Source organism: Brevundimonas sp., from assembly GCF_023259385.1.
Classification (GTDB): Bacteria; Pseudomonadota; Alphaproteobacteria; order Caulobacterales; family Caulobacteraceae; genus Brevundimonas.
In genome coordinates, this window is the sequence record NZ_JAHFPF010000072.1 from 1 (window position 1) to 13,813 (window position 13,813).

9 protein-coding genes are annotated in these 13,813 nt (G+C 69.9%); 7 read left to right on the top strand and 2 right to left on the bottom strand.

The window, feature by feature from the left end; all coding sequences use genetic code 11:
• The 3 genes from Q0C81_RS07380 to groL all read left to right on the top strand — a co-directional run.
• Positions 1-1,229: tetratricopeptide repeat protein (locus Q0C81_RS07380; RefSeq protein ID WP_291835753.1), on the top strand; the 1,229-nt coding region annotated here is incomplete at its 5' end.
• A 140-nt stretch (positions 1,230-1,369) separates the two neighbouring features.
• Positions 1,370-1,657: a co-chaperone GroES gene (groES, locus tag Q0C81_RS07385; protein WP_291835756.1), complete on the top strand. Its 288-nt coding sequence runs from the start codon at positions 1,370-1,372 to the stop codon at positions 1,655-1,657.
• 51 nt (positions 1,658-1,708) lie between these two features.
• Positions 1,709-3,358, top strand: a complete 1,650-nt coding sequence (gene groL / locus Q0C81_RS07390; RefSeq protein ID WP_291835759.1) for a chaperonin GroEL — start codon at positions 1,709-1,711, stop codon at positions 3,356-3,358.
• Between the two features lie 166 nt (positions 3,359-3,524).
• On the opposite strand, the gene mdh is transcribed toward groL, so the two are convergent.
• Entirely contained in the window at positions 3,525-4,487 is a 963-nt protein-coding gene (gene mdh / locus Q0C81_RS07395) for a malate dehydrogenase (protein ID WP_291835762.1), read from the bottom strand.
• Positions 4,488-4,618: 131 nt separating this feature from the next.
• Between mdh and Q0C81_RS07400 the strand changes: the two genes are divergently transcribed.
• Complete coding sequence (locus Q0C81_RS07400; protein WP_291835765.1) at positions 4,619-5,416, top strand: EcsC family protein; 798 nt, start codon at positions 4,619-4,621, stop codon at positions 5,414-5,416.
• Here the strand turns inward: Q0C81_RS07400 and Q0C81_RS07405 are convergent.
• Positions 5,413-8,508, bottom strand: a complete 3,096-nt coding sequence (locus tag Q0C81_RS07405) for a DUF2339 domain-containing protein (RefSeq protein WP_291835768.1) — start codon at positions 8,506-8,508, stop codon at positions 5,413-5,415. The two genes, Q0C81_RS07400 and Q0C81_RS07405, sit on opposite strands and share 4 nt — an antisense overlap.
• A gap of 209 nt (positions 8,509-8,717) precedes the next feature.
• Here Q0C81_RS07405 and katG point away from each other — a divergent pair, with 209 nt between their 5' ends.
• The 3 genes from katG to Q0C81_RS07420 form a co-directional block, all read left to right on the top strand.
• Positions 8,718-10,955, top strand: a complete 2,238-nt coding sequence (gene katG, locus Q0C81_RS07410) for a catalase/peroxidase HPI (RefSeq protein WP_291835772.1) — start codon at positions 8,718-8,720, stop codon at positions 10,953-10,955.
• Positions 10,956-11,006: 51 nt separating this feature from the next.
• A complete protein-coding gene (locus tag Q0C81_RS07415) occupies positions 11,007-11,825 on the top strand; it encodes a LysR substrate-binding domain-containing protein (protein ID WP_291835775.1) in 819 nt (272 codons plus the stop codon).
• An 89-nt stretch (positions 11,826-11,914) separates the two neighbouring features.
• A partial coding sequence (locus Q0C81_RS07420) for a pitrilysin family protein (RefSeq protein ID WP_291835778.1) occupies positions 11,915-13,813 on the top strand: 1,899 nt, incomplete at its 3' end.

A 13,813-nucleotide genomic window follows, 5' to 3' on the forward strand; every position in this document is an offset into this window, starting at 1 on the left:
TCATCCGCGAGAGCGACCCGCAGGCGGCCGCCGAGGCCCTGGTGGCCCTGGGTATCGAACGCTACGGCGCCGATGACGTCCCCGGCGCCGGGGCGGCGCTGAAGGCCGCGGTCGAGGTGGTGGAGACGCGGCTGGGCCCGGCCGCGAAGGCGCTGGTCCACCCGCTCGCGGTGCAGGCGCGTCTGAAGCTGGAGGTCGGCGACTATCCCGGGGCCCTGGCCGACCTCGAGCGGGCCCTGTCCCTGATGGACGAGGCCTCCGATCCGCTGGAGCGGGCGACCCTGATCTACGACCGGGCCCGGACCTTGGACGCCCTGGGCCGCAACGAGGAGGCCGAGGCCGCCGCGCGCGAAAGTCTGGCCATCCGCCGGGCCCAGCTGGGCGAGGTGCACGAGAAGACCGCCGACAGCCTGAACCTGGTCGCCAACGCCCTGACCGCCCAGGGCCGCCACGCCGAGGCCGATCCCCTTTATCGGCAGGTGCTGGGCATGTACGAGGTGCTGTATGGTCCCGACGACTTCCATGTCGCCATCGTGCTGTCGAACCTGGGCAACTCCCTGCGCCGCACCGGGCGCGCGCATCAGGCCGAGCCGCTGTATGTGCGCGCCGTGACCATCGCCGAGGGGGCCAATGATCCGGTGCTGCTGGCCCAGTGCCTGACCAATTACGGCTGGTTCCTGCATGTCGCCGGCGACGGGGCGCGGGCCGAGGCGCCGTTCCGCCGGGCGCTGGCGCTGGCCCTGGAGATCGTCGGGCCGGATCATCCCTTCACCGGCAACGCCCGCGCCAACATCGGCTACGCCCTGTCCGACCAGGGGCGCTGGACCGAGGCCGAGGAGCCGTTCCGGCAGGGGCTGGCGATCTTCGAGGCCGGCGTCGGCGCCGACAGCCCCGACCTGCTGGACACCCTGACCGGCTACGCCGCCGTGCTGGACCGGCTGGGCCGGGGCGAGGAGGCGGAGGCGCTGTATCGCCGCGCCCGGACCATCGCCGGCGCCCGCCTGCCGCCCGCCCACGCCACGGCCCTGGCCGGGACAGAGCAGTATGCGGGCTTCCTGATCCACCGGGTGCGCTCGGACGAAGCCCTGGTGCTGGTCCGCGGCGGGCTGGGCGACCTGCTGGGCCAGCAGGCCCGCGGCCGCGACTGGCGCACCCGCGTGCGTGGGGCCCGTCCCCTGTTCGCGCGGCAGGTCGAGGCCGCCTGGACCCTGGCCGCCGCGACCGATTGATCCTCTTAAATCAGCGGTCCTGCTTGACGCTGTGGGCCGCCCGCCCTACCTCCCGCTCGCGTTAGCACTCGGGGCTGTCGGCTGCCAAAATCGACGGTCGCCCGGGTCGCGCATCGAACTTCTCAAGGGAGATACATCAGATGGCGTTTCGTCCGCTCGGCGACCGCGTGCTCGTGAAGCGCGTTGAAGAAGAATCCAAGACCAAGGGCGGGATCATCATCCCCGACACCGCCAAGGAAAAGCCGCAGGAAGGCGAAGTCGTCGCCGTCGGCCCGGGCGCCCGCGATGACAGCGGCAAGGTCAATGCGCTGGAACTGAAGGCCGGCGACCGCATCCTGTTCGGCAAGTGGTCGGGCACCGAGATCAAGATCGACGGCGAAGACCTGATCATCATGAAGGAATCGGACGTCCTGGGCGTGCTGTCCTAAGCACCCGCGTCTGACTTTCCTCCCCAAAATCATAGAATTAGGAGCTGCCTGATGGCTGCCAAACAAGTTCAGTTCTCTACCGACGCCCGCGAAAAGATGCTGCGCGGCGTCAACATCCTCGCCAATGCGGTGAAGGTGACCCTGGGTCCCAAGGGCCGCAACGTCGTGATCCAGAAGTCCTTCGGCGCCCCGCGCTCGACCAAGGACGGCGTGTCGGTCGCCAAAGAGATCGAGCTGGAAGACGCCTTTGAGAACATGGGCGCCCAGATGATCCGCGAAGTCGCTTCGAAGACGAACGACAAGGCGGGCGACGGCACCACCACCGCGACCGTCCTGGCGCAATCGATCGTGCAGGAAGGCCTCAAGGCCGTCGCCGCCGGCATGAACCCGATGGATCTGAAGCGCGGCATCGACAAGGCCGTCACGGTCGTCCTGGCCGACATCAAGGCCTCGGCCAAGAAGGTCTCGAACAACTCCGAGATCGCCCAGGTCGGCACCATTTCGGCCAACGGCGACTCCGAAGTCGGCGAGATGATCGCCAAGGCGATGGAAAAGGTCGGCAACGAAGGCGTCATCACCGTCGAGGAAGCCAAGACGGCTGAAACCGAGCTGGACGTCGTCGAAGGCATGCAGTTCGACCGCGGCTACCTGTCGCCCTACTTCATCACCAACGCCGACAAGATGGAGGTTCAACTCGAGGAGCCGCTCATCCTGCTCCACGAGAAGAAGCTGTCCTCGCTGCAGGCCATGCTGCCGATCCTGGAAGCCGTCGTGCAATCGGGCCGTCCGCTGGTGATCATCGCCGAGGACATCGAGGGCGAAGCCCTGGCCACCCTGGTCGTCAACAAGCTGCGGGGCGGCCTGCGCGTCGCCGCCGTCAAGGCTCCGGGCTTCGGCGACCGCCGCAAGGCCATGCTGGAAGACATCGCCGTCCTGACCGGCGGTCAGGTCATCTCGGAAGACCTGGGCATCAAGCTTGAGAACGTCACCCTCGACATGCTCGGCAAGTCCAAGAAGATCACCATCACCAAGGACGACACCACCATCGTCGACGGCGTCGGTGAGAAGGACGCGATCGAGGCCCGCATCGGCCAGATCAAGGCCCAGATCGAAGCCACGACCTCGGACTACGACAAGGAAAAGCTGCAGGAACGTCTGGCCAAGCTGGCCGGCGGCGTTGCTGTCATCCGCGTCGGCGGCTCGACCGAAGTCGAAGTGAAAGAGAAGAAGGACCGCGTCGACGACGCCCTGAACGCGACCCGCGCGGCCGTTGAAGAAGGCATCGTCCCGGGCGGCGGCATCGCGCTGCTGAAGGCGACCAAGGCGCTGGAAGGCCTGACCGGCGACAACGCCGACCAGACCGCCGGCATCGCCATCATCCGCCGCGCCATCCAGGCCCCGATCCGTCAAATCTCGGAAAACGCGGGCGTCGAAGGCTCGATCGTGGTCGGCAAGGTGCTGGAGAACGCCGACAAGTCGTTCGGCTTCAACGCCCAGACCGAAGAGTACGGCGACCTGGTCAAGATGGGCGTCATCGACCCCGCCAAGGTGGTCCGCACCGCCCTGCAGGACGCCGCCTCCGTGGCCGGCATCCTGATCACGACGGAAGCCGCTGTCGCCGACGCGCCGAAGAAGGCATCGGCCGGCGCCGCTCCGGGCGGCATGGGCGGCATGGGCGGTATGGGCGACATGGACTTCTAACCGGATCGAGGCGGGCGGCGACGCCCGTCTCGTGACGTCCCGGCGAAAGCGGGGTCCGTATCGTTCAGCGCTTCAGCTGAAACAAAAGAGGGCGCCCCGGGAAACCGGGGCGCCCTTTCTTATGGGTGGCCGGCGCCCGCAAGCGGGCGACCGGGACGTTGTCAGATCAAGCCAGCGAGGGCTCGATGTCCTTGCACGCCTGGATCAGGCCCTGCACCGACTCGACCGACTTGGCGAACATCGCCTTTTCGTCGGCGTTGGTGGTGAACTCGATGACCTTCTCGACGCCGCCGGCGCCGATCAGGGCCGGCACGCCGACGTAGAGGTCCGACAGGCCGTATTCGCCCGACAGCCAGACGGCGCAGGGCAGGACGCGCTTCTGGTCCAGCAGGTAGGAGCGGGCCATGGCGATGGCCGATTCAGCCGGGGCGTAGAAGGCCGAGCCGGTCTTCAGCAGGGCCACGATCTCGCCGCCGCCCTTGCGGGTGCGCTCGACGATGGCGTCCAGTTCGGCCTGGGTCAGGAAGCCGGCGGCGACGGCGTCCGGCAGCGGCAGGCCGCCGACCGTCGAATGACGGACCATCGGGACCATGTCGTCGCCGTGACCGCCCAGGGTCCAGGCGTGAATGTCCTGCACCGAGACGCCGGTCTTTTCGGCCAGGAAGTAGGCGAAGCGGGCCGAGTCGAGCACGCCGGCCATGCCGACGACCTTTTCCTTGGGCAGGCCCGAGAATTTCTGCAGGGCCCACACCATGGCGTCGAGCGGGTTGGTGATGCAGATGACGAAGGCGTTCGGCGCGTGGGCCTTGATGCCTTCACCCACGGCCTTCATGACCTTCAGGTTGATGCCGATCAGGTCGTCGCGGCTCATGCCCGGCTTGCGCGGCACGCCGGCGGTGACGATGCAGATGTCGGCGCCGGCGATGTCGGCGTAGTCGTTGGCGCCCTTCAGGGCCACGTCCTGGCCGAACACGGCGGAGGCCTCGGCGATATCCAGCGCCTTGCCTTGCGGGGTGCCTTCGGCGATGTCGAACAGGATGATGTCGCCCAGCGCTTCACGCGCGGCCACGTGGGCCAGGGTGCCGCCGATCATACCGGCGCCGATGAGGGCGATCTTCGCGCGAGCCATATCATTCTCCGTTGGCCTACCGCGCTTTGCGCTACCTGAGGCCGGGTCAGGGTGGGGAGGGAAGGTTGGCGGCGGTCTAGACCCGCGCGCTTTCGCCTGCAACCGTGACGCCGCGTGAGGTTTTCCCGACCATGACCCATCCCCCCGAGACCCTGCCCGAGTTCGTCGCCCCCGATGAGGTGCCGACGGGTCTCGTCGCGATCACGGACGAGCGGGCGATCCGGGCCGAGATGCAGGTCTGGCGGGACAGGGTGCTGAAGCGGCCCGGCCTTTGGGACAAGGCGACGCGGGGAACGCAGGACCGGATCAACCGCATCATCCCCGAGCGCGTCCACGCCATCATCACCTCGGGTGTCGAGGCGATGACCAAGGGCATCCTGTTCGGCTCGGACCTGATCCAGCCGCGGCGCACGGCGGAAGGCTCTCTGGCGGCGCGGGAGCAGCGGGCCCGGGCGGCGATCCGCGCCTACCGCAACACCGCCAGCGTCGAGGGCGGGGTGGCCGGGGCCGGCGGTTTCGTGCTGGCGGCGGCGGACTTTCCGGCCCTGATGGCCATCAAGGTGCGGATGCTGGGCGACGTGGTCGCGGCCTATGGCTGGGGCGGCGGCTCTGTGCGCGAGCGGCTGTTCGTGCTGCACATCTTCCACCTGGCCTTCGCCAGCGCGCGGCGGCGGCCCGAGGCCCTGGCGGACCTGGAGAAGTGGATCGCCGGCGTCGACCAGCCGGAGATCCTCACCGAATACGACTGGCGGACCTTCCAGATCGAGTACCGCGACTACATCGATCTGGCCAAGACGGCGCAGCTGATCCCCCTGGTCGGCGCGCCGATCGGGGCGGTGGTCAACTGGCGGCTGGTCGAGCGCCTGGGCGAGACCGCCGTCATGGCCTGCCGGATGCGGTGGTTCGGCGAGACCGAGGACGCCGTCTAGGTTTGTCCAGCGGGCGCGTCGTCGGTCTTCGGCCGGGTATTCAGCCGCCGAGCGGCCAGCGCCCCGGCCAGGAACAGGGCTCCGACCACCAGGAAGGAGGCGGCGCGGACGATGCCCTGCAACTGGCTGAGATCAAAGAACAGCACCTTCACCGCCGTGACCAGCAGCACCAGCAGGCCCGCCCAGCGCAGGGTCGCGTCCTTGCGCAGCGTGCCCAGGCTCAGGGCCGCCAGACCGAACACCGCCCACAGGGTCGAGAAGGTCCAGGTCTCCAGCCCGCCGCCCTCCGACGCGTCGCCCATGTCCACGCCATGGAAGACCCAGCGGATCAGCAGGGTCATCAGGACGAACAGAACGCCGACCGTCGCCGCCGTCGCGGCCTTGCCCTGGGCGCTCGGCTCCTTGCGCAGGCCGAAGATCAGCGCGGCGCCCGCGGCGTAGAGGGCGAACAGCAGCAGGGCATGGGGCACGGAGGCCAGCGGGGCGTCCAGCGGGCCCCACCACGGGCTGGCATAGAGGCCGAACACCAGCACCGACACGCCCAGCGCGATCCAGTTCAGCGACCGGGCGATGGTCCCGGTCCATTCGCTTCGGGCCCGGAGCGTCAGGGCCTGGCCGGTCAGCAACAGCAGGACGGCGTAGGCGGCGCTCTCGGCGCGGCCGATCCCGGCCCAGTTCATGGCGTCGCCATGGAACAGATGACGCAGGACCAGCAGGGCCCAGAGGAAGGCGAACAGCACGGCCGCCGCCGCCCAGACCCGGGTCCAGACGTCAGCCGGACGCCGCCGCCATGCACTGACGGCCAGCAGGGCCGCGGGGGCCAGGAAGGCGACGATCAGGGTGTTGACCACCGGCAGGCCGACCGGCGCCGCGCCGCCGCCCCACCACGGGTTCCAGACCAGCCCTTGCATCAGCATTCCGTGCAGAGCGCCGACCCCGACCACGATGACCGTGCGCCAGCGGGCGATGGGGCCGTCGTCAGGCCGCTGACGGGTGACCAGCAGGACCCCGGCGGCCAGCAGCAGAAGCGTGCGCAGGGCGCCTTCGAACAGACCGCCCGACACGTCGCCCTTCACGCCGGCCAGCAGGACATGCAGGCCGATGAACAGGCCGGTCAGCAGCACCATCAGGGAGGCGGTGACCTGAGCCTCGACCTCGTTGCGCCGCGCTCCGTCCGGACCGGACATCAGCCGGGCGCCGAGGAACAGAAGGGCCGCGGCGCCGATGGAGACGCCCATCGCGACCGGCAGGGCCAGCCGCCCGTCCAGCGCCGCGCCGATGAAGTCGAAGCGGAACAGCATGGCCAGGGTCAGCAGGCCGCCGACCACGCTGGCCTGGGCCAGGCCCCGCCAGGGGAGGCGGCCGGCGGCGACGGCGAGGAGCAGGGCGGCCGCGGCGAGGGCCAGCGGCTCCAGATGCGTCGGGACCGCCGCATGGATCGACAGGAAGGCCAGCTCGGCGGCGGCGGCGAGCCAGAAGGTCAGCCCCCTGTCGCTCTCGGGCTGTTCGACCCGCCGGGCGATCACGGCGGCCGAGGCGAACATCGCGCCGCTCAGCAGGGCGGCGGGCAGCCAGGGCAGGCCGGCGCCGATCTGATCGAGCAGGGGCCAGGACAGGCTGGCGAGCAGGGCCAGGCCGATACCGCCGACCGCCAGCAGGGTGGTGCGCGCGGCGGGGGGCGAACGGAGCGCTCCGATCAGGGTGACGACGGCGATGACGGCGGTCAGGCCATGGATCCAGACCAGGGGCGTGAGCTGGGCCGGATCGTAGGCGAGGGACGCCAAGGTCAGCAGCGAGGCCAGCACCGCCATGCCGACGGGGACCGCGAAGATCATGGGCATGGCCATGCCCAACGCCACGACGGCCGCGCCGAGCGCGACGAGGACGCCGGCGACCAGCACCGCTTCCGGAACGTCGGCGGCTCCGGTCGGAGACAGCAGCCACAGATGCGCCGAGACCAGGCTGGCCAGGATCAGGGCGACGGCCGGCTGCGCCCGGAAGGTCGCGAGGGGCTGGCCCGGCCGGTCTTCGAGCCCCTGGCGGCGGCGCCACAGGACGGCGAAGACGGGTCCGGCCGCGGCGAGAATCAGCAGGCCTGAGCCGCCCCCGAATTTCGGCGCGAGGCTCCACAGCAGCAGGCCGGCCACGGTGATGAAACCGGCCCGGCCCCACAGCCGCGTGGCGCTGAGCACGAAGCCGGTGACGCCGATCAGCAAGGCGTAGGCGTACAGCACCGTCGGGGACCAGGCGTCCATGCCGGTCACCCATGGCGTGATCACCGCCCCGAACAGCGCCAGGAGGGCCAGGGGTTCGCCATGGCGCAGGGACAGGCCGAGCAGGCCGACCGATATGGATGCCGTCAGTATCGCCGCGACCGGGAAGGGGATCAGGCCGTACAGGGTGTAGGCCGCGCAGACCGCGCCATACAGGGTGACCGCCCCGGCTCCGGCAGCGACGGCGGCGGCCAGCAGGTGCCGCCCGCCGGGCGCACGCTTCTGGCGCAGGATCCATTCGCTGGCGGCGATCATCAATCCGCCGAGCACGACGGCGGCGGCGATGCGCAGCGGCGGGCCGAAGACGCCCTGCTGGGCGGCGTAGACCACCAGCAGCAGGCCGCCCAGGGCCAGTCCGCCGCCGCCCAGCCAGGCCAGGCCGTTCTCGGCCAACCAGGTCGACAGCGCGGCCCAAGTCAGATCGGGGGACGACCGGCGCGGCTCCGGAATCGGCGTCGGACGCGGCTCGGCGCGCCAGTCCGACCGGCGCTCGGACCGCGAGGTCGGCGCGTCATCCGAGACGCTCCAGTCATCGGCGGGTGTTCGCCGGGCGGGCGAAATGGGGGCGGGCTGCGGTGTGATGGGAGCGCTGGTGCGCGCGACGGGGAGACTTTCGGCGACGGCCGGCGCCGGCTTCGGCGTGGCCGGTTCGGGGGCCGCCCGTGCGACCTCGGGTTTCGGCGCCGTCGGGGCGGGCCGGCGCTGGGCCGCCTCCAGCGCGCGCAGCACCATGTCCAGCCGGCGTTCCAGCTTCTGCAGCGCCCTGGCCTGCACAAAGACGAACCCGGCCAGCACCAGGGTCAGAAGCCAATGCAGCATGGTGACGCGCCCCAGAGACACAGGCCTGTCACTGGGACAGGCTCATCTGGCTATCGCCAGACAGTTGTGCAGGAAGCGTTACCTGCTGCAACCAGCCGGTTGTCGGAGGGGCGGTCCATAACCTGTACTGTTCCCAACGACAAAGTTTATTGATTTTCCCTGTCCACAGTACGGGCATAGGCTCCTCCGACCATCAGGGAGAAGACATCATGGACGGCAACGCCGGCGGCCCCTCGCCCCTCAACGATCCGAAGAAGGAGCCCGCGGCGCTCCGCAGCCTTGTGGGACGCACCAACCGCGACTGGTGGCCCAACCACCTGTCGATGGACATCCTGCATCAGCAGGGCAAGTCGGGCGACCCGATGGGCGACGACTTCAACTACGCCGAAGCCTTCAAGACGCTGGACTACGCCGCGGTCAAACGGGACCTGACGGCCCTGATGACCGACAGCCAGCCGTGGTGGCCGGCGGACTACGGCCATTACGGACCCTTCTTCATCCGCATGGCCTGGCACTCGGCCGGGACCTATCGCACCGGGGACGGCCGCGGCGGCGCCGGCGCGGGCCAGCAGCGCTTCGCCCCGCTCAATTCCTGGCCGGACAACGGCAACCTGGACAAGGCGCGCCGCCTGCTGTGGCCGATCAAGCAGAAGTACGGGGCCAGCCTGTCGTGGGCCGACCTGATGATCCTGGCCGGCAATGTGGCCATCGAGAGCATGGGCGGGCCGGTGTTCGGCTTCGGCGGCGGCCGCGCCGATGTCTGGGAGCCCGAGAAGGACGTCTACTGGGGCACCGAGGAGCAGTGGGTCGGCGAGGAAGGCAACGAGACCCGCATCCAGCCGGACAAGCAGATGGCGCTGGAAGAGCCGCTGGCGGCGATCCAGATGGGCCTCATCTACGTCAATCCCGAAGGTCCGGGCGGCGTGCCGGAAGCCCTCGCCTCGGCCCGCGACATCCGCGAGACCTTCGCCCGCATGGGCATGAACGATGAGGAGACGGCCGCCCTGACCGCCGGGGGTCACACCTTCGGCAAGGCCCACGGCGCCGGCGACGCCTCGAAGGTCGGGGTCAGCCCCGAAGGCGCCGACATCGCGCAGCAGGGCCTCGGCTGGATCTCGGGCCACGAGAGCGGCGTGGGCGACCACGCCATCACCTCGGGCATCGAGGGCGCGTGGACCCCGACCCCGATCACCTGGGACATGAGCTTCTTCGACATGCTGCTGGACCATGACTATGAGCTGGTCCGCAGCCCGGCGGGCGCCAAGCAGTGGCAGCCGGTCGGCAATCCGCCGGAGACCCTGGCCCCCGCCGCCCACACGCCGGGCAAGCGCGTCCCGACGATGATGACCACCGCCGACATGGCGTTCAAGATCGACCCGGAATACCGCAAGATCATGGAGCGGTTCCGCGCCGATCCGGCCTATTTCGGCGACACCTTCGCCCGCGCCTGGTTCAAGCTGTGCCACCGCGACATGGGCCCCAAGGTCCGCTACCTCGGTCCGGAGGTCCCCGCCGAGGACCTGATCTGGCAGGATCCGATTCCCGCGCCGTCCGGCCCGGCCCTCGGCGCCGCCGACATCGCCGCGCTGAAGGCGAAGATCGCGGCCTCGGGCCTGTCCGTGGCCGAGCTGGTCTCGACCGCCTGGGCCTCGGCCGTGACCTATCGCGGCTCGGACCATCGCGGCGGCGCCAACGGCGGGCGTCTGCGCCTGGCCCCGCAGAAGGACTGGGACGTCAATGAACCGGCGAAACTGGCCAAGGTTCTCAAGGTCTATGAAGACATCAAGGCCGGGACCAACGCCTCCATCGCCGACCTGATCGTGCTGGGCGGCTCCGTCGGCGTCGAGCAGGCCGCGAAGGCGGCCGGCCACGACATCATGGTCCCCTTCACCCCCGGCCGCACCGACGCCTCGCAGGAACAGACCGATGTCGAGGGCTTCGCGGTTCTGGAACCGCGCGCCGACGGTTTCCGCAACTATCTGCAGGTGCGCTTCAACGTTCCGACCGAGGAGCTGCTGGTCGATCGGGCCCAGCTTCTGGGTCTGACGGCGCCGGAGATGACCGTCCTGGTCGGCGGCCTGCGTGTGCTGGGCGCCAACCACGGCGGATCGAAGCATGGCGTCTTCACCGACCGGCCGGGCCAGCTGACCAACGACTTCTTCGTCAACCTGCTGGATATGAAGACCGGCTGGAAACAGGTCGATGGTCATGCGGATGAGACCTTCGTCGGCACGGACCGGATCAGCGGCGAGGAACGCTGGACCGCGACCCGCACCGACCTGGTCTTCGGCTCCAACTCGCAGTTGCGGGCCCTGTCGGAAGTCTATGCCTCGGCCGACGCCGGTCCGAAGTTCGTGAAGGATTTCGTGGCCGCCTGGACCAAGGTCATGAACGCCGACCGGTACGACGTCACCCTCGGCGAGGAGTTCGGCGCCGCCGCCGTCTGAGCCTGTTCGCCCTTCGCGGCCTCGGTCGCGAAGGGCGGCCTCATAGGAGGCGTGGATCGCCATGGCTTTCCCTATAGCGAACGCCTATGTCGCTCGCATGCTTCCCACTCTGCGCCAGGCGCGCCCGTCGTCGAGCGCACCCGGGGCAATGTCCAGCTGACCGCCGTCGGCGCCGAGGCCGTGCGCCGCGCCGAGGATGTGCTGGCCCGCACCGAGGACCTGGTCGAGGCCGCGCGCAACGCGGGCAAGCCCCTGTCGGGCCGGTTCCGGCTGGGCGTCATCCCGACCGTCGCCCCCTTCCTGCTGCCGGCGCGCCTGCCGGACATCAAGCGAGACTATCCGGCCCTGCGCCTGTTCATCCGCGAGGACCTGACGCCGCGCCTGGTCGCGGCGCTGAAGAGCGGCCACCTGGACGCCGCGGTGATCGCCCTGCCTTACAGCGCCGCAGGCATCGACCACGCGCGCATCGGCGACGACGAGATCCTGGCCGCCGCCCCGGTGGGCCATGCGCTGGCGGGACCCGGCCCGATCGCCCCGGGCTCGCTGAAGGCCGAGGACCTGATCCTGCTGGAGGACGGCCACTGCCTGCGCGATCAGGCGCTGGCCGCCTTCGACATCGAGGCGCCGAAGGGCGACGACGTCTTCGCCGCCACCAGCCTGCACACCCTGGTCCAGATGGTCTCGTCGGGCCTGGGCGTCAGCTTCCTGCCCGAGATGGCGGTGCGCGCCGGTCTGGCCGACATGCCCGGCGTGGTGGTCCGGCCCATCGCAGCCAAGGCGCCCCGCCGCGAGATTGTGGTCGCCTGGCGCACCGGCTCCAGCCGCGCGGCGGAGGCGAAGCTGCTGGCTGAGGCCCTGACCCTCGACTGAGGGCTTCATTACCACTCTGTAAGGTGCGCCCCGGATCGGCCCTGATAGGGTCGCCCCGTCCGTCGTCCGGGCGTCCGGAGTTGTCCTACATGAAGACCCGCCTGATCCTCACCGTCGCCGCCTCGGCCCTGCTGCTCGGCCTGCCCGCCGCCGCGCCGGCCTTCGCGCAGCCCGCCCCCCCGACCGCCGGTTCGGTGGTGGTGCCGCCGCTGGGCTTCCAGGAGCGCACCCTGCCGAACGGCCTGAAAATCTATACGGCGCGGGACACCTCGACCTCCAACGTTACGGTGCAGGTCTGGTACAAGGTCGGCTCCAAGGACGACCCCCAGGACCGGTCGGGCTTCGCCCACCTGTTCGAACACCTGATGTTCAAGGCGACGCAGAACTTCCCGGACGAGACCTTTGACCGCCTGACCGAGGACGTGGGCGGCAACAACAACGCCTTCACTTCCGACGACGTGACCGCCTACCACGAGACCGTTCCGGCCAATCACCTGCAGCGCCTGATCTTCGCCGAGGCCGACCGCCTGGGTTCGCTGGTGGTCAATGAATCGGTCTTCGCCAGCGAGCGCGACGTGGTGAAGGAGGAATACCGCCAGGGTGTCCTGGCCAGCCCCTACGGCCGCCTGTTCAGCCTGTTCGTTCCGGCGACCATCTATCAGGACCACCCCTACCGCCGCTCGACCATCGGCTCGATCGAGAACCTCGACGCCGCCACCATCGAGGACGTGCGCCGCTTCCACGCTACCTACTACCGCCCGGACAACGCCTATCTGATCGTGGCGGGCAATTTCGACCAGGCCCAGTTGGACGGCTGGATCGACCAGTATTTCGGCCCGCTGACCAATCCGTCGCGCCCGCTGCCGGTCAATAATGTGCGCGAACCGGAGCCGACGGCTCCGCGCGAGACCACCTTCTATGCACCCAACGTGCCCCTGCCCGCCGTGGTGCTGGCCTGGCCGGCGGTGCGCTACGACGATCCGGACCGCGCCGCCCTGACGGTGCTGGACGGCATCCTGTCGACCGGCGAGAGCTCGCGCCTGTACCAGGCCCTGATCTACGACCAGAAGATCGCCACCCAGGCCAGCTCGAGCCTCGACGCCAGCCAGCAGGCCGGCGCCGTCGTCACCTACGCCATCATGGCCGAGGGCGAGACGCCTGAGGCCGGTCTGGCCTCGCTGCGCGCCGAAGCCGCCCGCCTGCGCGACGCCCCGGTCACCGAGGCCGAGCTGACCGAGGCCAAGAACGAACTTGTCGCCGGCGCCCTGCGCGACCGCGAGACGGTTGAGGACCGCGCCAGCGCGCTGGGCTGGTCGCTGATCAATACCGGCGACGCGGCCGCCGCCGAGCGCGAGGTCGCGGCCCTGCAGGCGGTGACCGCCGCCGACATCCAGCGCGTCGCCCGTCGCTATCTGACGGATCAGCGCAGCATCGCCATCCGCTACCTGAACGCCGACGACCAGCACCCGGCCACGGCCCAGTCCGTCGACGTCGAAGCTCCGGTCAAGGTCGCCGACCTGGCTCCGGTCGGCCGCATCTTCGAACTGCTGCCCGAGGCCCAGCGCGTCGCGATTCCGGCCGCCGGTCCGGCGGTGGACCTGGCCACCCCGGCGGTCGAGACCTTCACCCTCGCCAACGGGCTGGAGGTCTATGTCGCCCACAAGCCGGGCATGCCGCTGATCTCGGCCCGTCTGGGCCTCGCCGTCGGGTCGGCGGACGACGGCGCCAAGTCCGGTCTGTCGGTGCTGACCGCGGGTCTGCTGACCCAGGGCGCCGCCGGCCGTTCCGCGCCGGAGATCGCCGCCGAGATCGAACAGCTGGGGGCCCAGGTCGGCGCCTCGTCCGGCCCGGACTTCTCCAACGTTTCGGCCAATGCGCCGTCCGACGTCTTCCCGCGCGTGCTGGGCCTGATGGCCGATCTGGTGCGCCGTCCGGACTTCGCCGCCGAAGAGGTCGAACGTCAGCGCGACCAGTCGCTGGACGGCCTG

Coding starts and splice junctions, on each gene's coding strand:
- groES (WP_291835756.1), top strand. CDS start 1,370: ATGGCGTTTCGTCCGCTCGGCGACCGCGTGCTCGTGAAGCGCGTTGAA.
- groL (WP_291835759.1), top strand. CDS start 1,709: ATGGCTGCCAAACAAGTTCAGTTCTCTACCGACGCCCGCGAAAAGATG.
- mdh (WP_291835762.1), bottom strand. CDS start 4,487: ATGGCTCGCGCGAAGATCGCCCTCATCGGCGCCGGTATGATCGGCGGC.
- Q0C81_RS07400 (WP_291835765.1), top strand. CDS start 4,619: ATGACCCATCCCCCCGAGACCCTGCCCGAGTTCGTCGCCCCCGATGAG.
- Q0C81_RS07405 (WP_291835768.1), bottom strand. CDS start 8,508: ATGCTGCATTGGCTTCTGACCCTGGTGCTGGCCGGGTTCGTCTTTGTG.
- katG (WP_291835772.1), top strand. CDS start 8,718: ATGGACGGCAACGCCGGCGGCCCCTCGCCCCTCAACGATCCGAAGAAG.